The following is a 20,999-nucleotide window of genomic DNA, read 5'->3' as shown; positions in this document are numbered from 1 at the left end:
ACAAAGGGGGCGCACCTTCACAACGACAGTGCCGCTAGCGCAGGAGATTGCTTCGGGCGCTGCGTGCCCTCGCCATAACAAAAGGGGATGCGTGCTTGCCATGACACGAGGGAACGCGCTCTTGCATGAACAGGTTGATTGCTCATCGGTCAGGGCGAGCTGCGCGTTTGCGAGACGAGGCAATCTTCTGATTACGGACGATCTGTTCTCAGCGGTCGTTCGCACTGAAGGAGGAGATTGCTTCGGGCGCTGCGCGCCCTCGCACTGACATAGGGGAATGCGCCCTCGCGGTGACAAAGGGGGTGTGCTCTTGCAGTGACAACCGCATTCGCCTCTGCAATGATAATAGAAAATGAGGAATCCTATGCTGCTCGCCCGTGATCTTGCCCCTGACCTGATTCTGTACAACGCCACGATCTATACCCTCAACCCAGCGTTGCCGCGGTGCAGCGCGATTGCCTGCAAAGATGGCCGGATTGTCGCGGTAGGAGATGACGCTGATGTCTTGGCGCTGGCCGGGCCGGCGACGCGCCGGATCGACCTCGGCGGACAGACGGTGATCCCCGGCATTAATGACGCGCACAATCACATGCTTGAAATGGGTTTGAAGCTGCGCCGGATCGGGCTTGACGATTGCATGTCGATCGCTGAGATGGTCGAGCGGGTGCGGGCAGTGGCGGCGCATACACCTGCCGGCCAGTGGATCGTTGGCGAAGGCTGGAATGAATCGCTCTTTCGCGAGGGCCGGTTGCCGCATCGCCATGATCTCGATGCAGCGACCACGGCTCACCCGGTCTTGCTCAAGCGATTTTTCAACATGGACGTGGTGAACACGCGGGCGCTGGAGCTGGCCGGGGTGACGGCGGCGACGCCTGATCCGACGGGAGGCAAGATCGAGCGCGAGGCTGATGGCGCGCCCACAGGGATTTTGCGCGCTGCCGCTAAGGAACTCTGCCGGCGGTTGTTGCCAGCGCCAACGCAAGCCGAGTGTGTCGAGGGGCTTGAGGCTGCCGGCAAAGCTTACCTTTCCTATGGCATTACCAGTATCCTCGACCCCGGCTTGCAACCGTGGGAAATCCAAGCCTATCTGGCGGCGCGGCGGGCGGGCCGGTTGCCGGTGCGGGCCAACTTGCTCGTCTCGTGGCACGGCTTTCGCGAAAGTGAAACGCGCGCCGAGCTCGGCGCGCGGGCGGCTGCGTTGGGTGGTCTCAGCGGGTTGGGTGACGAATGGCTACGGATTGGCGCGCTCAAAATGGCCATCGACGGCGGCACGACCTCGCACACGGCATGGATGTTCCAGCCATTTCTGGGTGAAGACCGGGTGTACGACTACAACCGGCTCGATCCCGAAGACCTTATTGAGTTTTTTATCCGCGGCCACACCTTGGGGTGGGACATCGGCATTCATGCGATCGGTGATCGAGCGCATCACGAAGCGGCTCGCGCTTTTGCCGAAGTGATCGTGGCTCATCCGCGCGAGCATCGCCATAACTTGATCCACGGCTACTTCGCCACCGAAGAGAGCTTGCAACACATGGCGCGGCACGGGTTGGCGGTTGTCATCCAACCCACCTTCATCTACTACGAGGGCGATGACCTCTTCCGCGATGTCGGGCCAGAGCTGGCGGCGCGCTACAAACCGATGCGCACCTACCTCGACCGGGGCATCCGGGTGGTGGCGACCAGTGACGTGCCGAGCACAGTGCATTTCAACCCCTTCATCGGTCTCTACGCGCTGGTGACGCGCAAGAGCTGGAAGGGTACGCCAATCGCGCCTGATCAGGCGGTTAGCCGGGAAGAAGCATTGTATGCCTACACCGTCGCCGGGGCTTGGCTGACCCGTGAAGAGCATCTGAAGGGGCCGCTCGCCCCCGGCATGCTGGCCGATATGGCGGTGCTCGATCGCGACTACTTTACCTGCCCTGTTGAAGAAATTAAAGACATTCAGGTCGAACTGACGATTCTGGGTGGGCAGGTGGTGTTTGAGCGGAACGCACCTTGACCGTATGGAATGCGGCAGTTTGACTGCCGCACTCCAAAACATTGCGTTACCGTAGCGCAGGTATAATCACGACAATGTCACCCGCTCCATCCCCAACAACGACAACGCCGCCGGCATGGTGCCAGTCTGCACCGCCTCGGCAAGGTGGCGGCCAACGATCGCCGCAAACGGCATGCCGTGGCCAGAGAAGCCGCCGATCGCAAACAGGCCGGAGGCAGGATTGGTCACAATCGGCAAATAATCGGCGGTGAACGCCATCGCCCCCGACCAGCGCCGTTCGATGGCGATGCCGGCGAGAGTGGGAAAGAGCCGGCCCAAGCTAGCCTCAATCGCATTCTGCACTTCGGGGCTAACTTCGCCGGGGATCGCACCCACATCGTGATCGGGCGCAATGGCGCGGCAGCCGCCGAATAGCACCTGCCCGCCGGGCAGTTGCTGGCCATACTCGCCAGTAGGGGTCAGGCTAGCGCCAAAACCGCAGGCGATAAACGGCTCAACCGGCACGGTACAGAGCGCCTGACCGCGCACCAGCTTAATCCGTTGCGCCAATTCAGGCACCACCTCACCGCTCCACGCATTGATGGCGATGACCGCGGCGGCAGTGCTGATCGCACCGCGATCGGTGAGCAAGCGCAGCCGGCCAGCATCGCTGGCAATGCCTTGCACAGTGATCCCCCAACTGAAGCGCGCGCCGTAGCGGTGGGCGGCGGTGAGCAGGCCATGCACCAGCTTGGCGGAATGGAGCGTGCCGGCGGCGGGGTTGAGGCGGGCGCCGGTGACGGCAGCGCCGAGCGGGATGCCCACCATCTCTTGGGTCGCATCGCGATCGAGCAGGGCCGCTGGGAAGCCATCGGCTTGCAGCGCGGACACGGTAGTGGCGGCGATTGACAATTGCGCCTCGCCAATCGCAATATTCACGTTGCCGTGCAGGCGTAAATCGCAATCGATCCGTTCCTGCTCGATCAACTCTACTAACAAGCGCTGCCCGGCCAAGCTGAGAGCGTACAACTCGCGCGCCGCCTCGTGGCCGTGGCGGGCCGTCGCCGCGAGATAGTTTTCAGCCAAACCAGCCGAGAGCAGGCCGCCGTTATTGCCGGTTGCGCCGGCTGCCGGACCCTGCCGGTCGATCACCAGCGGTTGCAAACCGGCCCGCGCGAGCCAGAGGGCGGTCGCTGCACCGACGACACCGGCGCCAACCACTACCACTTCGGCGGTCGCCGGTGGATCGATGGTCGGCAGTGGCGGACGATCAAGGGTGGCATGCCAGTGCGAGATCAGCATAGGCGTTCTCCAAGGTGAATATTGCTCTCTACTATACACGTTTTAACGAAGGTTGCATGGTATCGTGCTTGTAAAAAGTGTGGCAATTGCCCTGATCCACCGTCCAATTGGGGGTGTGCCTGTGATTGCCGGCGCCATGCCAATATGGAGTGGGGCAGTTTGGCTGCCGCACTCCATCACGCGCCGCATCCGTGCGGTTCGCACTGGAACCTCGCCGTAGGCGGATATGCATGGTATGCGATAGTTTCACTGCTGCACTCCATCCATTTGTGTGGCGACCTCGGCGAGAGCAGATATAGGTGGAATGCGGCAGTTTGACTGCCGCATTCCATCATGATCGAGCAGACCTTGGATCTGGGCAAGATATGGGCGACCTGCTCGTCTCACGTGCCTAACGCACCTCGATCCGCAACTGTTCACCCTGATGCACCGAACAGATCAGCTCGTAGGTGCCCGGACTCCAATAACGCTGGACAAAGCGCTGGTTGGGTACGATGCGGAAGGGGCCGATGGTGACTTCGGCGCTATCGTTATTTTGGATGATCAGCGTATCATGATAGCGCAAATCGATCACAATCGTAGAGGGAAAAATATTCACTTCTTCGCCGGCGGCAAGGCGGGCCGCCGTGCCGGGAGGAATCTCGTACACTAGTTGCCGCTGCCGGTTGGCAGTGGATTGCCACAGGAAAGCGCCTGCAGCAGTGATGATCGCAATCATCGCTAGCAGAATGCCTAGGCGCACGCGCGTGCTTAAATTGAGATTGACCATGTTCGATTACGCTTGGTGGGTACACACGCCGAGGCGGCGGTTTGCCAGCATCGAGTAGGCGTGTGTTGCTTACGAGCGGGGCGGATTCCGCAACAACGCTTGCACATCGCTCACAATATCATCAACCGGCGTGCCGTGCGCCCACAGCAAGCGCCAATTACCGGCCTGATCAATGGCGTAGATATAGCCCGAATGATCGATCGTATAGCCCAACCCTGAATTCGGCAGATCGCGGCGAATCACCGTCACGCCGTAATCTTTGTACGCCTTTTCCAATGCGGCTCGATCACCATTGAGGCCAAGGAAGGTTGGGTTGAACGAAGCCAAATACCGTTGCATCAGGTCAGGTGTATCGCGTTCGGGGTCAACCGAGACAAAGACCACCTGCACCTTTTCGGCGTCTTTACCGAGCTTTTCCATAACCTGCTTCAGGTCGCCGAGGGCGGTGGGGCAAATATCGGGGCAGTGGGTAAAGCCGAAGAAGGCCAGTACCACCTTGCCACGGTAGTTGCTCAGGCGAAACTCATTGCCAAACTGATCGTTCAACGGGAGTTCCGGCGCCGGGTTGGGCGGTTCGAGCACCGTGCCGCGAAATTCATATGCGCCGCAGCCGCTGAGCGCCAGTGCCGCGATAAGGACAACGAAACGTAAGAGCCAGCGTTGCATAGCTTTCACCTACAAACAGTTGTTAGAGGAACGAATAAGATACTTTCTTCTCATCCCTAACCTGCCCCCAAGGCAGGGAGTAGGGAGTGAGGGCGTTTTCGCTTCCAGCCTCGTGGCCAGCAGATAAAAGGGTTAGTGGAGACGACCCACCGGGTCGTCTCCGCACGATCGCGAACGAGAAGAGAGCGATGACGCACTGTGCCATCGCTCTGCGCAGATTACGGCTTGCGCACCGGCGCCTTGACTTCAATCGTCTTGCCGCTGCGGGTGGTGAGCTTGATCAACACCTCTTCGCCTTCCTTGAGATCGCGGTTCAAGCCGATCAGCATCACGTGATAGCTGCCCGGCTTCAGCTCGACCTGCCCGTTGGCCGGCACCTCAATCGCCTCAACTTGCCGCATCTGCATCACGTTGTTTTCCATGATCACATTGTGCAGTTCGACCGACTTGGCGACATCACTATCGGCCTTGACGATGGCATCAGCAGTAGTACTGTTGTTGACCAACACCATGTAGGCAGCGCTCACCGCAGAGCCGGCCATATTGCCGTGACCCTGCATCCCGGCCATCGGCGTGCTCTGCATATTGCCCTGCTGCATATTGCCCTGCTGCATATTGCCCATCGCACCCGACTGATCGCCAGCCATATTCATCATCGCGGCCCGCACCCACGGATCGCGCACGGTAATGCCGCCAGTCTGCGTCCCGCTCTGGCTCGCGCCACAACCGGCCAACCCCACGACCATCATCGCCACTGCCAACAGCACAAAGAGACGTCGCATAGTATCACCTCGCATAGTAATCATTGATTCTGCCCAAACAACCGCACTTCGCGCATGAACGCGCAATGAACCTACAATGCCGGTTGGATGGGCATACGACGAGGTGGTGGCGGATCGGGAGTTAGGATCACCGAATAGCGCATCACCGGTAGAATGGCGACGAAGCGTTGGATAACAACCAGCCCGCCGATCACGATCATCAATCCAAGCGGCCACAATTCGTACCGTACCGGCGGCGGTGGGAGATCGTGTTGGGCAGCCGTGTTGGGTGCATCACACAGGAAAAACTCAACCCCCGCCGAATCGGTGTGCGGAAGGTAATGGCAGTGGATGATGCAAGATAACGCCGGCCAAGGCCCGACCAAGAAGGCCAGTATCCACAGTATGACAGCGCGATGCGATGACGCTGTATTTGCGCCGATTTGCACAATCATCAAAGGTAGTATACAACAACTTGGCGCAACCGAAGTAGAGATCTCTTCACGGTGTGAGGTGGGGTGCGACGGCGAGTCTGAGACCGATTCGGGCCGGGACCGGTGCGGTAGTCATTGCGCGGGAGCGCATGGCTGCCTGTCATTGCGAGGGCGCTTCGCGCCCGAAGCAATCTCCATACTCTAGCGAAGGGAATGCGTGCAGGCAAGACACCCGTGCTCGTGGGGGATTGCGTCGCCTCGCTGCGCTCGGCTCGCAATGACACGAGGGGAGTGAGGTCAGGGATTACTCTTCCCAAGTCCATGGCCCCGCCGGACGCCCGATCAGGTAATGGTTGCCGCCAGCATCGTGGGCAACGGCGTAGATCACATATTTTCCCGCTTCCCACCCGATCCATGCAGCAAAGATCGCATCAGTCGCGTCACGCCAAGCGGTTGCCAATGCCAGATCACGGCGTTGCAACGCTGTCCAGTCAGGTGGGATCGCGATGGCGATAGCGGGCGGATCGTCTGGCGCCGGCAGTGGTTGAGGCCCGTCGTTAAGTACAGCTACGCCGGGCAGATCGGCGAGCCTCAGCCGTTCGCCGTCATCAGTTAAACCGCGCTGGCCATGGGCGCTGGCCGGCAGCCATGTGATCATAAAACGCGAGGCCTTTACCAGATTCAAGGCGTTTTGCACCGGGTAATAGCCGCGCACAAATGCGCCGGCGACGGCGTGCAGCCGGTTGAAATTGAGCAGGGCATTGGGCAATTGCAATGGATCGACCGTCCATTGGATGCAGCGCACCCCACGGGCCAGCGCATCGCGAGCCTGCACTCGCTTGAGGCGGGTGGCGAGGCCGTGGCCGCGGTACGCCGGATCGACAGCCATTACTTGCGACTCGATCGCTACTTCGTCTGGTGCGTATGGTGCGCCGCCGAAGCGGAAGAAACCGAGCAGAAAACCGGCTAGTTGCCCGTCTACTGTCGCCACGAGCGCAGTGCCGGGGCCAAACTCGGCGCTGAAGAGATCGGTAGGGTAGGGCTGGCTATTCCACACGGCCCGGTAGAGCCCGGCGATTGCGGGCAAGTCATCAGCTTGCGGCGGCCCGATCCACACGCCGGCGGGGCGGGGTGCGGGAGGGGCAAAGGTCAGGCTATCGCTTGGTCGATAGATGACCACTGGCATAGGGTGGAACGCGGTACGGAGGATGTTGTCGTCTAATTGCTGATCGAACTCGTGCAGCCGTAGGGTGTAGCTGCGTGTACCATCAGTCGCAATTGCCCGTGGGAAGAGCAACCCAACCCCAGCCAGCCGTTGATGATCATCAATGGTCGCTACTATTCCTCCCATGCGGGGGAAGGTGCTCTTAACAAAGTGGGGTGGCAGCAGCTCAGGATTGTGTGGCGCACCGAGCCGCTGCCAGAGTCGATCAATGGCTGCGTTCCACGCCGGATCGGCGGGGTTGAGGAAGCGGGCGGTCAGGAGCATAGGAATGCTGTAGCCAAAGGCTCATGAAGCTGCCTGCCGGCAGCGCTTAGCGATCAATGATCGCCGATCGCGGCTGCGCCGGATGATAGAATACCTTGACCCGATCGCCAACTTTGTATGGCGGCACAAACGCCGTGCCGATGTGGCCGCGAAATCGGATGGTTTCGCCCGCCGCAGTCTGAAATTCGACCATTGGGTAGAAGAGGTTGCTCTCGCCATCATCGTATTGCACGGCGCCAACTACCACTCCTTCAGTGGCTACCATGCCGACGCGCATTGCAGTGCGCATCCGCCATAAGACCACGAGCATTGCTAGCGCAAGCACCGTGAGGCAAAGCAGGGTCGCCAATGCCACCCAGCGGCCCGACGTTGATTGCTTAGATGCTGCCAAGCCGCTTTCTTCGCGTTGCGTGTCGGTCACGACCGCTGCTTCAGTTGCTGACATTGTCTGGACAGATGATCCGTCTGGCGTCGGATTGGTGATCGTTCGATAGGTTCCAAACGCTACCACCACGATCACGACGAAAAAGAAGGCGCGAAAGAAGAATTGGTACTGGCTGAGGCCGCGCATAAGGCTTCTCCTATGTCCATAGAGGGGCTAAAGAGCGGTGAGTGTACTAGCCGAGGTTACGCTCCATCCACCAACGCGCGTAGCCATAGCTCAAGCGTGATCAGCATCCAGAGAGCGATACCCTGTCGCAGCCAGACCATGCCCTTGCCGGCCATCCATGCAATGTGATAAGCAATGCGATTAAAAAATGAGCTATTGTCTTAGGTGTATAAACTCAGTGTTAAAGTTTTGGCATGACCAGTAAGGTGGCGCTACTCCTCCAAAACACCCACCGCTCGCCGCACGAGCGCCGCTATCTGCGCTTCGGCGGCAGGGGTAAGCTCGGTGAGGGCAAAGGCGGTTGGCCACATAACGCCATCGTCGAGCATGGCGGCGTCAGAGAAACCTAGTGTTGGGTAGCGGGTGTTGAATTTCTGCGCGCTTTGGAAGAAGCAGATCACCTTGCCGTCTTTGGCGTAAGCCGGCATGCCGTACCAGAGCCTTGGTGCAAGGGTGGGAGCGTTGGTGGTGATGATGGTATGCAAGCGAGTGGCCATGGTGCGATCCGGTTCCGGCAATTCGGCGATCTTGGCTAGCACGGCGTTGGCTTCCTCTTCCTGCTTGGCGCGCCCGTTCCGGCGGGCAGCGGCTTTGAGTTCTTGCGCGTGTTCGCGCATTGCGGCCTGCTCTTCTGCCGAGAATCCACTCTGTTCGCCATCAGCGGCGCGTTTGCTGCGTGCCATGTGAGCATCTCCTTTTTTTCACTGATCGTCGTACTAATGATAGTCTACCAACGAAGCTGGCGCGTTCGTTGCCGGCAAGGCAGCGCATCCGCTACAGTAGGAGATTGCTTCGGGCGCTCCGCGCCCTCGCAATGACAGATGGGCGCGCGCCCCCGCTCCCCACATATCATTGCGAGCGGCAGGGGCAGAGCACGGCTCTGCCCCGGAGCGAAGCAATCTCCCCCGATAGCGGGAGTAACTGCTCAGCGCCCGTTCTCGCCAGAGCGGGAGCTTGCTTCGGGCGCTGCGTGTCCTCACCATGACATACAACATCTGCGTATTGCATGTGGTGTCATGTGCGCTCATCGCACGGTTCAGGGCGCCGTCATCGCACTGCGCAAGCGGATGAGGTAGCGCCAATAGAAGCCGCCAAACGTAGTATACACCACCACCCACAGCAGCGGAATGACAAACGGCAGGATTGCGTTCGGCAGCGTAAGGGCGATCACAAGGTGAACGACCGTATAGATGATGTAAATGACCTTGATCGTCCGGGCCAAGCCTTGCACTGCCGTTCAGGAAGCGGTTGCGCCGAGCGCCGGCACTCTCTCAGCGCCGATGTGCGGACTACGACGGCATGTGCTGTCCACCAAGATAGACACCGTTAAGCCATCTTTCCTCACAATGCTATGTATCTTCCCCCAACAACCGCGCTGCGCCGGAATGACCGCCCTAGCAATTGTTGCAGCCTGTACAGAATATGTTGTCGCTTCTTTCTGTTTGCGCCCTGCGATAGATGCTATAGTTGTCACGTGGAATCATATCGGTCAACGTTGACCGTAGGAGGTAGCAATGACAACCCCAAACATCACGATTGACAAAGAGATCGACGCCCGCGGCAGCCATTGTCCCGGCCCGATGATGGAACTGATCCGCGGTATCAAGAGTGTGCCGGTTGGCTCGGTGGTCGCCGTGTTGTCGAGTGATCCCGGTTCAGCTAAGGATATTCCGATCTGGGTGCAGAAGGCCGGTCACGAGTTTGTCGGCGCGTTCCCAGAGCAGGGGTATACCCGCTTTATCGTGCGCAAGACGCGCTAACTGAGGCCGCCAAGACGCGCAGAGGTAAACGCAAAGACGCAATGGGGCGATGTGTAACGACTCCGAATCATGACGGTGTTACCCGTTGTGTCTTTTCGTTTGAGGCTTATTCCTTGCGCGCCGCCATGTGAACGGCGCAAGGTTCGTGTTGGGTTTTCCCAATACGCAGAAGGTAAAGACCATGACTGTCAAACAAATTGTGGTATTAGGCGGCGGGGTCGGCGGCACGCTGGTCGCGAACCTGCTCGCTGGCCAATTAACGCGCAAACAGGCGCAAATTACATTGATTGATCGCACTGGCAAGCATGTCTATCAACCCGGTTGGTTATACGTGCCGTTCGGCGGCGCGCCGCCAGAGCGTTGGGAGCGGAATGAACGTTCGCTGTTGCGCCGGTCGGTTGATCTGCTGATCGGCGATGCAGTGAAGATCGATCCGAACGAACGCTACGTCGAGATGGCTGATGGCGCACAGTTGCCGTTCGACTACCTGATTATCGCAACCGGCGCCCGTCTTGAGCCGGACGCGGTGCCCGGCTATCGCGAAGGCGCTCACCATTTCTACAGCGCCGAGGCGGCGCTGCGCCTGCACGCCGCATTGCGCGAGTTTACCGGCGGCAAGGTGGTGATCGGCGTGGCCGATATTCCCTACAAGTGCCCGCCGGCTCCACTCGAGTTTACCTTTATGTTGGAGGATGAGCTGCGCAAACGCGGGTTGCGTGAGAAGACCGAGATTACGTATCTCTCGCCGATCGGGCGGGTCTTTACCATCGAGAGTGTTGCGACCTTTGTCACGCCGATGTTAGAAGAGCGCGGGATTAACTACGAACTGTTCTTTAACACTGAGTCGATTGATCCAGTTGAACGGACAGTCTCGTCACTGGAAGGCACGACGCTGCCCTACGATCTACTGGTACTGGTGCCGCCGCACCGCAGCGCGAAGCTTATCATCGATTCGGGCCTCGGTGATGTGCAAGGTTGGCTGCCCACCGACCGCGAAACGCTCCAGCACAAGCAGTTCCCGTACATCTACGGCTTAGGTGACGCCACCGATCTGCCGGTGAGCAAGAGCGGCGCGGCGGCCCACTTTGAGGCGAAGGTGATCGCGCACCGCATTGCCAGCGAAATTAAGGGCAAGCCGAGCGATGAGCGCTACCACGGGCAGGTGATGTGCTTCCTTGAGACCGGGCGCGGCCAAGCGACCCAACTCGTCTTTGACTATACCCATCCGCCGCAGCCGCCCAAGCCGAGCGCCTACTACCACTACGAGAAGGCGCTGCTCAACCGAGCTTACTGGCATCTAGTGCCGACCGGGATTGTGTGAGGGGAGCGTGACACGCAAAGGCGCAAAGGATAGCTGCATGCGAGCGGATGCAATGCGCAATGGAGCGTTTTGGCCTCGTTCCCATCGCCTTTGGCCCTTGCGAGCATTGTTCTCACGGGGCGACACTACTGTCGCCCCGTTTTGCATGGAATCATCAGCAAGGAGGCAAGCGCGATGGAGCTGGAAGATTATCCGCGCACAATGGGGCAGCAGTTTGGCCGCCGCTCATGGGCCGAGCCGTGGAAGATTAAGATGGTCGAGCCGCTGCGGATCATTAGCCGGGCCGAGCGCGAGGCGGCGCTGAAAGCCGCTGGCTACAATACCTTTTTGCTCCGTTCGGAAGATGTCTACATCGATTTGCTTACCGATAGCGGCACCAATGCGATGAGCGACCGGCAGTGGGCGGCGTTGATGCTGGGTGACGAGGCCTATGCCGGCAGCCGCAGCTTCTACCGGCTGGAAGCGACGGTGCAGCAGGCCTACGGCTACCGCCACGTCATTCCTACCCACCAAGGCCGCGGCGCCGAGCACCTCATTAGCCGGATCGCTATCCAACCCGGCCAGTATGTGCCCGGCAATATGTACTTCACCACCACCCGCCTCCATCAAGAACTGGCCGGAGGCACGTTTGTCGATGTGATTATTGCCGAAGCGCACGATCCGCTCAGCCAATACCCCTTCAAAGGCAACGTCGATCTCGACAAGCTGCAAACGCTGATCAATCAGGTTGGCGCCAAGCAGATCGCCTACGTCAGCCTCGCTGGCACCGTCAATATGGCCGGCGGCCAGCCGGTCAGCATGGCCAACGTGCGCGCCGTGCGCGAACTGTGCGACCGCTACGGCATCCGCATCTTCCTCGATGCCACCCGGCTGGTTGAAAACGCCTTCTTCATCAAAGAGCGCGAACCCGGCTACGACATGCGCACCATCGCCGAGATCGTGCGCGAGTTTTGCAGCTATACCGACGGCGCATGGATGAGCGCCAAAAAAGACAGTCTGGTCAACATCGGCGGCTGGCTGGCGCTCAACGACGACCAGCTCGCCGACGAGGCGCGCAATTTGGTGGTGGTGTACGAGGGGTTGCATACCTATGGCGGCATGGCCGGACGCGATATGGAGGCGTTGGCGGTTGGAATCGAAGAATCGATGCAAGAGGACTACATCCGGGCGCGGATCGGCCAAGTGCGCTACCTCGGCGAACTGCTGCTCGATTGGAATATCCCGATCGTGGTGCCGATCGGCGGCCATGCCATTTTCCTCGACGCCCGCCGCTTCTACCCGCACCTGCCTCAAGACCTCTTCCCGGCCCAAACCCTTGCCGCCGAGTTGTACCTCGATTCAGGCGTGCGAGCGATGGAACGCGGCATCGCTAGCGCCGGACGCGATCCCAAAACTGGCCAGCATCACTACCCCAAACTCGAACTCACCCGCCTCACCATCCCGCGCCGGGTCTACACCCAAGCCCACATGGATGTGGTTGCCGAAGCGGTGAAAGCCGTCTACGATCAACGCGAACGCGCGCGCGGCCTGCGCATGGTCTACGAACCGCGCTACCTGCGCTTCTTCCAAGCCCGGTTTGAACCGATCGAGGCGTAGGTGACGGAAACGATGTCTACATGCATGCCTTTCGCCAGAGCAGGAGATTGCTTCAGGCGCTGCGCGCCCTCGCAATGCCAAAAGGCCCCGCGCTTTCGCATGGCCAGCGGGTCAGGTGTAGCAAACGTTACAAGCTCATGCTATGATAGATGACGATAGTCTGTCGCTCACCATCGTTGTTACCATCGCAGCCGCCGCTATGGAACTCGTACCTGTCCTTGTCGCGCTCCTGTTTATCACCATCGGCGTCATTCTCCTTGGCGCCGTGACCGCGCTCGTTATCACCTCCGCCGCCAGCAAACGCCGCCCAAGTCCCCCGGCGATCCCGCCGGCCCAACCGTCCTCCCCGGCGCCAGCGCCGTGGCCAGAGCGCGCCAATGACCGCGCCGAGCCAGCCGCTGCCACTCTTGACGATGAGGCATGGCCGTTCTACGCCAAGCGGCTGCTTACCCAACCCGAACAGACGCTCTATCACCGGCTGGTGCAAGCCTTGCCCGAATGCCTCATCTTTTCCCAAGTGCAGTTGTCGCGTATCCTCGGCGTCAAGCAAGGGTACGATTTTTGGTATTGGCACAACCGGATCAACCACATGAGCGCTGATTTCGTGGTCTGCCGCAAAGACAGCAGCGTCGTGGCGGTGATTGAGCTTGACGACCGCACCCATCTCGATCCCGTTCGCCAAGTCGCCGACGTCAAGAAAGACAAGGCCCTCGCCGCCGCCGGCCTTCGCATCATTCGCTGGCCAACCCACGCTATGCCCGACGTGGCAACGATCCGGGCAACGGTGTTGGCTGGCGAGCATCGGCTTGTCATCAGTGCCGAGAACGAGCGAGTGGTGCGGTTGTGAGGGTGGGTTGTCACCTGCCCTTTCCGGAGCAGGTGGATGCTTGCGCAGCCTGCTGTGCCGGCTGAAGAGGCCTGTAGAACGGGTGTGCCCATCTCGCAAGGCCGCGCCGATATAATCTGTTCCGGTATGCCTAGCCCCGTAGGGGCTTTGTAATGCTAGCCCGGACCTTCAGGGCCGGGGTATGCCAGCTCTATTGTGCTTGCCCCTAACCTCGTAGGGACTTCGTGCTGGCTCCCGCCTGTGCCTTTGATGCCGATGACTATTGTGTAAAACGTTCGTAATGCTATGGTAACAGTAATAATGTATTTTTTGCTAATTCCACCTCTCTGGGCAGAGGTTCTTTGGGTTGGCTCGTTTCCTTGACTGGCGCGCTGCAGCTCTGGTTCTCGGTGCGTCCGCTGTGGCGCAATGGCGCTGTGCGTGGTGCTGTTGGCAATGAGCAGGATGGTTGGCTTGGCCTAAGATGTATGGCTCTTGTTGATCTGTCAGCAAGATAAAGACAGGAGAAGATCGTGCGCTACTTGCCGTTATCCCTTCGTCAGTACTCGTAGTCCTCGTCTTGGGATCCTTCCCCTCCCTTTCCGCACAGACGCTGCCCGCTACCGCTCCCTGCGCCGCGCTGGAGTGGCTGCCGGTAGGGAACGGGCGGTCGGGACCGCCCCAAGTCGCCACGCACCGCGTTGATGGCAGGGTCTATGTGGCGCTGCGCTCAACGCGGGGGAGGGAGAGGGGTTTGATGCCGACATCGTTTCCATTGGGGTACCCAGCCCTGCTGTCGTCCGGTTCTGGGACGCGCGCCAACCGGATCGGTGGTCGTTCTATTATGGTCGACCGGAACCGTATGCTGAGCGCAGTCGCTTTGGCGCTCCCGATACCCAAGGCATCGACTATCCCTTCATGTTCCAGCCGATCCCTATTCGGGATCTGCATCGCCCCAACCTTCATTTCTATCCAGATATAGAGAGCGATGGCCTCTGGGTCGCGGAGTGGCATACGGCCGACGTGCTGCGCCCCCACGTGCCGTTCGATCGGCTTGCACGGTACGATACCGATTCCGTTTCCGTGCCCGATGGGGTATACTATTCACCGCTCTATGAGGTGGATCACGACTACCCAGTCGTGATCCACATGTCGCCCTATGCCCTCGTCCCCTCCCCCATTCCCGCGCATATCCGTGACGCAGCGGCAGCGCTGGGGTATCCCCCCCAATCCGAACAGCGAAAGGGCAAATCATTATTTCGTCCTCTCGCTTGGACACGCACCGAATGACATAGACGCTGGGCTGTGGACGGAGCCGCGCAAGGCGGAGTATGCCATCGGCAGCGGCGCGCAACATATCTTCTTCTATATCGGCCCATCAGTCTTGATCCCCGGCGAGCGCGGCGTGCAGCAGGGTCCTCCGCCGTGGTCGACGAGGGAGCAACGGCAAGCGAACCGTGACCGGTGGGCAGAGCAGGGGCTGCGGGTGATCCCCTCCGTGACGCCCGCCGCTGGCAGTTCTCCCAATTTCACCATCTTCGCGTCATAGGTAGCCGATCGGGACGGCGAACACGTCCTGACGGTCTGGCGGTTCCATCCGGAACACCTTCAGATCGTGACCGGAACCTACCAAGCGGGTTCAACGGTGCGCTCCTATATCGATCTGGTGGAGGCTGAACCGGTATGGGAGGCGTGGACGACGCCGACGGGCGATGCGTGGGCGACGGATCCGGTGATCGCGCTGACCGATGAACGGCTCTTCATGACCTATCGGACGCGCGAGGGCATTCCGATGATTGCATGGACATCTACGGCCTCAGCCATGCCGTGGGAGCGTGCGCGCTGGACGACACGCCGACGCTGGGGCCGGTGCCGGTGGTCCTCACATCCGATGGCCGCTATATCGCGGCGTGGATTGCTGCGCCAGCGGAGGACGTGCGACGCGTCCGTGTCACGCATGGATTGGTGGATCAGCCCAACATCCGCACCTCGGCAGAGTCGGTGCTGACCGATGGCGCATGGCAGGATGCCGACCTTGCCGTCGCTGCCGACGGACAGGTCGTGATCGGTCTGCGTGACGAGCACCTGCGCCCTGCCGTCGCCCGAACGCCGGTATGGTGGGAGGGCCGCGCTGGGTTGCCCCGCAGGGGATGATGCGGCTGGGATGGGATCCCTTGATCCATGGGTTGGAGGGGGAAGTGGTGGCGCGGTGGGGCGACGGCCCAGACGATGAGGCAGTCATTGGCGTGATCGCGGGGCGACCAGATGCGATCCCGCTGACCCTCCCCGCGCTGACGTCGCCGGTGCAAGCGTTGGTGTCAGTACGTACTGCGTGCGGCGATATTCCGCTCCAGTCGGTGATCATGTCGCCGGCCACGCCGCCGGATGAGCCGCCGGATGAGCCGCCGACCACGCCGCAGCATCGGATATTCATTCCCGTCGTCGGGCGGTAACGCCAGCATACCCGGAAGGCTTGGTCATAGCAGTCGATAGCACTTGGTACACATCAGCGAGCAAGTCATCGCCGTGGCCGGTCTGGACCACACATTGCGTTGTCCAGACCGGCCGAAACTATTGCGCGCAAGCGCGGCAGCTATCTGCTCACACTCGCGCCGCTCCCCGCTCGCTCATTGTTGAGGTGTCGGGCGGAATAACCATCTGTCGGCAATGTTAGAAGAATGTCTCTTGTACTCTCATAAAATCCACATTTGTGAACGAAATGTCTGATAAAATAGAGTGGATCGGCAAGACAGGATTGCGCTGCTGGGTGCGATGACTGGTGTCTTTGTATGCTACGGCGCTGCAGCGTGATTCGATGTTTGCCGGCACGGTGCGGCTATGTCCGCTTCAGATGTCAGCGAGGCGGGCATGTTGTTACTGTAACGAGAGGAGGGTTATGTTTCGGCTGCCAGTGCATCTCATCATCGTTCTGCCGCTGTTCGGGTTGCTCTTCTGGCCAGAGTCGCTAGCCGCCAAACTGGGGTCGGGTTCAGCTACCCTCCCCATTCACCAGCTTCCACGGATTGATCACCGTTATTCCGGCGTGACGAAAATCACCATCATTGCGTGTCACCAAAGCAAACTGACCTTCGCGAGCGATCGCGGCGATCTAGATCGTAGTACATTGTCGTAGAGTTGATTAATGCGCTTTGGCAGCAATACCGCACCTTATCCATTACTAAAATAATCCGAGTCAACCCGCTTAATATGATAGGTTGAAATTGTTGTAACTCCGACATCGTAATCAATCATGAGTTCTGCTAGACGCTTGCCATCAATTAACACAATCTTGGCGTCAATGTTTGCTGCGTAGGTAACGGCCTCTTGGGAAAAGGATGAGGTGGTGATAAAGATGCCTTTCTTCGACCGCTTGCCCATTAACGCGCCGGCAAACTTCTGGATCTCTGGCCGGCCCACAATGTGCTCCCACTTCTTAGCCTGAATATAAATTGTATCAAGACCAAGCCGATCTTCGTCAATGATACCGTCAATTCCCTCATCACCGGCTTGGCCGACGGCACGCGCTGCGTCACGGTGTGATCCGCCGTAACCCATTTTTTACTAGGAGCTCAACCACTAATCGTTCAAAGAATAGCGGGCTATTTTGTTTGATCAAACTGAGCACCTCTTGCGCAAGGCAGTCTTTGATCTCTTGGTAGGCTGCTTCGAGGATCTCTTCTGGCGTCTTGTCATCTTCTATCGCGCTAATGGAATCTTTTTGTTTGTGCAATCCGCCTTCACCTTGGCGAAATTCCACAAACTCTGGAAATTGCTCAGGAAATTTCATGTCAATTTTAGCCGGATTACGCTTAAGAATGCTCTTTCCGCGCTCGGTAATGCGACAGTATGAACGGCGCGGCATTTCGAGCAAGCCAGCTTTGCCGAGGTATGTTCTGGCCCAGCCAACGCGATTGTAGAAGACCGTCTGCCGTCCGCTCGGCAGCAGTGCCTGCAACTCTTCCGCGCTAAGCTGAAACTGATCGGCGAGTTTGGCGATCAAACTTGGCATGTGATGCTCATTGCCATCACCAATGGCTTGCAACAACGGAAGCATGATCGTTTGAAAATCTGGGATAGGCATAGGTGTTTCGCTCTCAGTACTGCCGCGCTGGTTCAGCGATAGGTTGGTTAAAAATAACATTTCTTGCAAGGCAAGATCGGAATAGATCATATTATAGCGGTTGCGGTTTGTTCTGGCAATAGCCTTTAAATGATGGGATTGGGTGTGTTACAATACAAATGAGTGGTACTGTAGATGTAATCCCTATAACAGAAATTGTATGCAATGGGTAGAACATACACTCATCCGCCTATCGTAGAGGCGGTTTGCGAATTTCGTTTGAGTCCTGAGACGCCATGGGATTTAGCTATTCCGGGTTTACTCTACGAAACGCTGCGTGATCGGTTTCCTCACCGTGAATCACGATTGCTGCCGGAATTGGGCATCGAACAAAGTCAAGCAGGGATCCGTCAGGAAATTCGCACCAGCGAACGCATTCTCTTCTTTGCTGAAGACCGGCGTATGTTTATCCAAGTAGGACCGCGTCTCGTTGCGGTCAATTGCTTGAAACCTTACCCGACTTGGATGCAATTCAAACCAATCATTGCACAGACGTGGCAGCGCTTGATCAATACAGTGGCGGTGAAGAGGATTGATCGAATTGGTCTTCGTTATATCAATCAAATTAACCTTGCTTGGAATGATGTTGAATTGTCTCAATTTTTTCAGTTTTATCCATTTTTAGGTCCGCAGCTCCCTCAAAAGATGGCTTCATTTGCTGTCGTCAGCGAATTTGTGCTACGCGAGATGCGTGATCGTTGCCGTGTTCAACTCACGTCGGCAGAAATGGGTTCACCAGTTATTACAACGGTTTTGCTTGATATCGACTATTTCCTTGCGCAACCCAATGGGGGAACGATAGCGGAAGCGCTCGATTGGGTTGAAACGGCGCATAACGAAATTGAAATAGTTTTTGAAGGGTGTATACCGATCAACTACGAGCTGTGTTTGATGAGCATAAGCAATGACGTTGCTTTTCGCTACAACCCGTTCAACGGCGATCATTTCACTACCGCTTGTAAGCAGCTTGTTGGCGTATCATACCCTTCGGTCAACGAGCGCGCTGACGGTTGATACTAGCCGCTACATCGCTTGGCTGCGAGCGATAGGGGTTGAATTACAGGGGTATGATGAGATTTTGAACTATCTCTTGCAGTTTCCCGGCATGGTGAATGTGCTCCATGTGGCGGTGCAAGCTGTTCGTAAGCACCTTGCTGATCTCCCGATGACGCTTGCAGTCTACCGCGATCCAGAGATTGACGACCGCTACTTACTGCTGAGCGTACAGGCACCTGCCTACACGACGGCGGTTGCACAAGGTCTCGTCGCAGCAGAGGCCGAGTTCCTGCCGTTGCTTGCCAACGAAGAGGGATGGCTGCAATTGAATGCCGAGATTGTGGAGTTGGCCGATGTCGTTTGACTGGCGTGAATATCTCGCGCTTGCTCGAGGGTTGGCCGGCGATAGCGACGCATCATATTCAGCCGAGGCTGCCCGGCGCGCAGCGATTAGCCGCGCATACTATGGAGCGTTTGGTTTTGCGCGTGCGTTGCCCAAGTAAAGGAAGGTTTCGCACCGGCTGGCAGTGCCGATGATCATCGCTGTCTACACGAACATTTCCAAAGGCATGGAAGGGTTGCTATTGCTTCTCATTTGAATCGGTTGCGGAAATGGCGTAATGATTGTGATTATAATGATCACGTCGCTGCTCTTGATACGCTCGTGCAGCGTGCGGTTCAATTAGCCGATGAGGTCGTGCGCAAACTGGAAGAGTAGGTTCGTCTGAAGGAACCTTTATATCACTCCCCCCAACTTCCCTGATCAGCCAAATATCCGCCTGTAGACGCTGGTCTTTACCAATACTTCATGGTAGCCTACATCATGTGCCGGCGAAATCCGCCGGTTCTAGTGCATGGCGAGGGACCTGTGACCACCACTACGGGCGTCGAGCAGCCGGTCGTGTTTGCCGGGTTGACCCGCACCGACCTGACAATGCTGCTGGTTGTGTTGATTTGGGGGGCGAATTTTAGTATTGTCAAAGCTGCCTTAACCGAGATTCCGCCGCTGGCTTTTGCCACGCTGCGCTTTGCCAGCGCCAGCGTGCTGCTATTGGCTTTTACCTTCTGGCGCGAAGGGCGGCGCGCGCTGCCTTCTGACCGGGCAACGTGGTGGAAGCTGTTTTGGGTCGGTTTTGTTGGCAATACGGTCTATCAGGCCCTTTTTACCTATAGTTTGACCATGACCACGGCGGCGAATGGTTCGTTGATTATCGCGACCACGCCGGCATGGGTGGCGCTGGCGGCGGCTATGCTCGGTATCGAGCGCGTGCGCGGTATGATGGCTGCCGGGATTGCGTTGGCGATCGGCGGGGTGGTGTTGGTGGTCGCTGAACGCGGCCTCAGCCTCGGCGGGAATGGCTTGTTGGGCGATCTGTTGATGCTCGGCGCGGCGCTGTGCTGGATGATCTATACCCTCGGCGTGCGCACGCTCGGCCAAGGTCTCTCGCCGCTGGCCATTACTGCGTGGACAATGGTCACCGGCGTGCCGGGGATGGTGCTGGTGAGCGTTCCTGATTGGGGTCGCATCCCGTGGGCCAGCGTGAGCGCCAATGCGTGGCTGGGTTTGCTGTACGCGACGTTGCTGGCGTTGGTGCTGGCCTATGTGCTGTGGAATAATAGTGTGCGCGTCGCTGGCAGCGCCCGCACTGCGATCTACGGCTGCGCCATCCCGCTGGTGGCAACGCTGATCGCGTGGCCGTTGCTCGGCGAGCAGCCGACGTGGGTGCAGGGGGTAGGTGGTTTGCTGATTGTGACTGGTGTCTTGCTAACCCGCCGGACGTGATCGCGGTTGTTGCTCGTGGTACTATACTAGACCAAATCGGGGTGGTGATGGCGCAGAGGGGGCAAAGGCGCAAAGGATAAACACGCAAAGGCGCTAAGAACGAAAAGGGTCGCAGCGATTGTAAAGACGGACGGCTATCCGTCTCAGGCGCAAAGAGGGCAAAGACGCAGAGGATGATACACGCAAAGGCGCAGAGGTCGCAGAGGAACGCTAAGGATCAAAAACCATCAACCGCTGCGATCGATGTGCCCCCACCCCAGCCCTCTCCCTCCGGGGGAGGGAGCCAGACTCCTCCCCCCGGCGGGGGGGGAGGTGGGGAGGGGGGCATCGTGAAGGTCGCAGAGGATGATACACGCTAAGGCGCGAAGGTTGCAAAGGGTCGCTAAGGATACATAAGTATAAACTCTGCGCTCTCTGCGGTAAACCGTCAACCGCCAGAACTGCTGTATAACTGCATGACCACATTGCCAACAACCTACGCCCAACTCCCGCTGACCAGCGTCAGCGCGCTTGGTGCGGCAATCGCCGACCTGCCTGCGCTGGCGGTGCTGGCGGCTGCCTTGCGCCCCGGCTACCAAACGTTGG

At 58.7% G+C, this 20,999-nt stretch carries 20 protein-coding genes and 1 pseudogene; 11 read left to right on the top strand and 10 right to left on the bottom strand.

The features are described 5' to 3' along the window. Positions 1-364: 364 nt before the first annotated feature. Positions 365-2,002, top strand: a complete 1,638-nt coding sequence (locus U9R81_RS09420; RefSeq protein WP_322495227.1) for an amidohydrolase — start codon at positions 365-367, stop codon at positions 2,000-2,002. 66 nt (positions 2,003-2,068) lie between these two features. On the opposite strand, the gene U9R81_RS09415 is transcribed toward U9R81_RS09420, so the two are convergent. The 9 genes from U9R81_RS09415 to U9R81_RS09375 all read right to left on the bottom strand — a co-directional run bounded on the left by U9R81_RS09415 (position 2,069) and on the right by U9R81_RS09375 (position 9,234). Then, positions 2,069-3,283 carry an FAD-dependent oxidoreductase gene (locus U9R81_RS09415; protein WP_322495226.1) on the bottom strand — a complete coding sequence of 405 codons (1,215 nt, stop codon included), beginning with the start codon at positions 3,281-3,283 and terminating at the stop codon, positions 2,069-2,071. Between the two features lie 391 nt (positions 3,284-3,674). Then, positions 3,675-4,052, bottom strand: a complete 378-nt coding sequence (locus U9R81_RS09410) for a hypothetical protein (protein WP_322495225.1) — start codon at positions 4,050-4,052, stop codon at positions 3,675-3,677. Positions 4,053-4,121: 69 nt separating this feature from the next. Further along, on the bottom strand, positions 4,122-4,718 hold the full coding sequence (locus tag U9R81_RS09405) for an SCO family protein (protein WP_322495224.1): 597 nt from the start codon (positions 4,716-4,718) through the stop codon (positions 4,122-4,124). Between the two features lie 218 nt (positions 4,719-4,936). Continuing rightward, positions 4,937-5,500: a copper chaperone PCu(A)C gene (locus U9R81_RS09400; protein ID WP_322495223.1), complete on the bottom strand. Its 564-nt coding sequence runs from the start codon at positions 5,498-5,500 to the stop codon at positions 4,937-4,939. A 71-nt stretch (positions 5,501-5,571) separates the two neighbouring features. Continuing rightward, a complete protein-coding gene (locus tag U9R81_RS09395) occupies positions 5,572-5,865 on the bottom strand; it encodes a hypothetical protein (protein ID WP_322495222.1) in 294 nt (97 codons plus the stop codon). Positions 5,866-6,217: 352 nt separating this feature from the next. Continuing rightward, the gene (locus U9R81_RS09390) at positions 6,218-7,402 is read right to left on the bottom strand and encodes a GNAT family N-acetyltransferase (protein WP_322495221.1); all 1,185 of its coding nucleotides are present in this window, start codon (positions 7,400-7,402) and stop codon (positions 6,218-6,220) included. 46 nt (positions 7,403-7,448) lie between these two features. Beyond that, entirely contained in the window at positions 7,449-7,973 is a 525-nt protein-coding gene (locus U9R81_RS09385; protein WP_322495220.1) for a DUF3592 domain-containing protein, read from the bottom strand. Positions 7,974-8,224: 251 nt separating this feature from the next. Further along, complete coding sequence (locus U9R81_RS09380) at positions 8,225-8,695, bottom strand: DUF1801 domain-containing protein (RefSeq protein WP_322495219.1); 471 nt, start codon at positions 8,693-8,695, stop codon at positions 8,225-8,227. Between the two features lie 353 nt (positions 8,696-9,048). After that, on the bottom strand, positions 9,049-9,234 hold the full coding sequence (locus U9R81_RS09375; protein ID WP_322495218.1) for a hypothetical protein: 186 nt from the start codon (positions 9,232-9,234) through the stop codon (positions 9,049-9,051). A 292-nt stretch (positions 9,235-9,526) separates the two neighbouring features. Between U9R81_RS09375 and U9R81_RS09370 the strand changes: the two genes are divergently transcribed. From U9R81_RS09370 to U9R81_RS09340, 7 genes are all read left to right on the top strand, one after another. Then, entirely contained in the window at positions 9,527-9,772 is a 246-nt protein-coding gene (locus tag U9R81_RS09370; RefSeq protein WP_322495217.1) for a sulfurtransferase TusA family protein, read from the top strand. Positions 9,773-9,953: 181 nt separating this feature from the next. Then, positions 9,954-11,093 (top strand): FAD/NAD(P)-binding oxidoreductase, encoded by a 1,140-nt coding sequence (locus U9R81_RS09365; RefSeq protein WP_322495216.1) that lies wholly within the window; start codon positions 9,954-9,956, stop codon positions 11,091-11,093. A gap of 174 nt (positions 11,094-11,267) precedes the next feature. Beyond that, on the top strand, positions 11,268-12,689 hold the full coding sequence (locus U9R81_RS09360; RefSeq protein WP_322495215.1) for a tyrosine phenol-lyase: 1,422 nt from the start codon (positions 11,268-11,270) through the stop codon (positions 12,687-12,689). Positions 12,690-12,831: 142 nt separating this feature from the next. Next, complete coding sequence (locus tag U9R81_RS09355) at positions 12,832-13,536, top strand: DUF2726 domain-containing protein (RefSeq protein ID WP_322495214.1); 705 nt, start codon at positions 12,832-12,834, stop codon at positions 13,534-13,536. A gap of 1,914 nt (positions 13,537-15,450) precedes the next feature. Continuing rightward, positions 15,451-15,669, top strand: coding sequence for a hypothetical protein (locus tag U9R81_RS09350; protein ID WP_322495213.1), 219 nt, complete (start codon positions 15,451-15,453; stop codon positions 15,667-15,669). Then, complete coding sequence (locus U9R81_RS09345) at positions 15,669-15,968, top strand: hypothetical protein (RefSeq protein WP_322495212.1); 300 nt, start codon at positions 15,669-15,671, stop codon at positions 15,966-15,968. Before U9R81_RS09350 ends, U9R81_RS09345 begins: the two co-directional genes overlap by 1 nt. 443 nt (positions 15,969-16,411) lie before the next feature. Continuing rightward, on the top strand, positions 16,412-16,648 hold the full coding sequence (locus U9R81_RS09340) for a hypothetical protein (RefSeq protein WP_322495211.1): 237 nt from the start codon (positions 16,412-16,414) through the stop codon (positions 16,646-16,648). Positions 16,649-16,683: 35 nt separating this feature from the next. Here U9R81_RS09340 and U9R81_RS20065 read toward each other — a convergent pair. Then, positions 16,684-17,596: pseudogene (locus tag U9R81_RS20065) on the bottom strand (restriction endonuclease). 204 nt (positions 17,597-17,800) lie between these two features. On the opposite strand from U9R81_RS20065, the gene U9R81_RS09325 reads away from it, so the two are divergent. The 3 genes from U9R81_RS09325 to U9R81_RS09315 all read left to right on the top strand — a co-directional run bounded on the left by U9R81_RS09325 (position 17,801) and on the right by U9R81_RS09315 (position 20,414). Next, positions 17,801-18,649, top strand: a complete 849-nt coding sequence (locus U9R81_RS09325) for a TIGR04255 family protein (protein ID WP_322495208.1) — start codon at positions 17,801-17,803, stop codon at positions 18,647-18,649. Continuing rightward, complete coding sequence (locus U9R81_RS09320) at positions 18,606-18,995, top strand: hypothetical protein (protein ID WP_322495207.1); 390 nt, start codon at positions 18,606-18,608, stop codon at positions 18,993-18,995. The genes U9R81_RS09325 and U9R81_RS09320 overlap by 44 nt, the downstream gene beginning before the upstream one ends. Positions 18,996-19,499: 504 nt before the next feature. Then, positions 19,500-20,414 carry a DMT family transporter gene (locus U9R81_RS09315; RefSeq protein WP_322495206.1) on the top strand — a complete coding sequence of 305 codons (915 nt, stop codon included), beginning with the start codon at positions 19,500-19,502 and terminating at the stop codon, positions 20,412-20,414. Positions 20,415-20,999: the final 585 nt, after the last annotated feature.

The sequence above is a fragment of the Chloroflexus sp. genome, assembly GCF_034435895.1.
In the GTDB taxonomy this organism is placed as follows: Bacteria; Chloroflexota; Chloroflexia; order Chloroflexales; family Chloroflexaceae; genus Chloroflexus.
This window is presented reverse-complemented; position numbering and strand designations above follow the sequence as displayed.

Bases quoted from the DNA above. Each gene is read 5' to 3' on its own strand.
- U9R81_RS09345 (WP_322495212.1), top strand. From the start codon at position 15,669: ATGCGGCTGGGATGGGATCCCTTGATCCATGGGTTGGAGGGGGAAGTG.
- U9R81_RS09415 (WP_322495226.1), bottom strand. From the start codon at position 3,283: ATGCTGATCTCGCACTGGCATGCCACCCTTGATCGTCCGCCACTGCCG.
- U9R81_RS09370 (WP_322495217.1), top strand. From the start codon at position 9,527: ATGACAACCCCAAACATCACGATTGACAAAGAGATCGACGCCCGCGGC.
- U9R81_RS09360 (WP_322495215.1), top strand. From the start codon at position 11,268: ATGGAGCTGGAAGATTATCCGCGCACAATGGGGCAGCAGTTTGGCCGC.
- U9R81_RS09380 (WP_322495219.1), bottom strand. From the start codon at position 8,695: ATGGCACGCAGCAAACGCGCCGCTGATGGCGAACAGAGTGGATTCTCG.
- U9R81_RS09420 (WP_322495227.1), top strand. From the start codon at position 365: ATGCTGCTCGCCCGTGATCTTGCCCCTGACCTGATTCTGTACAACGCC.
- U9R81_RS09405 (WP_322495224.1), bottom strand. From the start codon at position 4,718: ATGCAACGCTGGCTCTTACGTTTCGTTGTCCTTATCGCGGCACTGGCG.
- U9R81_RS09365 (WP_322495216.1), top strand. From the start codon at position 9,954: ATGACTGTCAAACAAATTGTGGTATTAGGCGGCGGGGTCGGCGGCACG.
- U9R81_RS09410 (WP_322495225.1), bottom strand. From the start codon at position 4,052: ATGGTCAATCTCAATTTAAGCACGCGCGTGCGCCTAGGCATTCTGCTA.
- U9R81_RS09355 (WP_322495214.1), top strand. From the start codon at position 12,832: ATGATAGATGACGATAGTCTGTCGCTCACCATCGTTGTTACCATCGCA.
- U9R81_RS09385 (WP_322495220.1), bottom strand. From the start codon at position 7,973: ATGCGCGGCCTCAGCCAGTACCAATTCTTCTTTCGCGCCTTCTTTTTC.
- U9R81_RS09400 (WP_322495223.1), bottom strand. From the start codon at position 5,500: ATGCGACGTCTCTTTGTGCTGTTGGCAGTGGCGATGATGGTCGTGGGG.
- U9R81_RS09325 (WP_322495208.1), top strand. From the start codon at position 17,801: ATGGGTAGAACATACACTCATCCGCCTATCGTAGAGGCGGTTTGCGAA.
- U9R81_RS09340 (WP_322495211.1), top strand. From the start codon at position 16,412: ATGTTTCGGCTGCCAGTGCATCTCATCATCGTTCTGCCGCTGTTCGGG.
- U9R81_RS09390 (WP_322495221.1), bottom strand. From the start codon at position 7,402: ATGCTCCTGACCGCCCGCTTCCTCAACCCCGCCGATCCGGCGTGGAAC.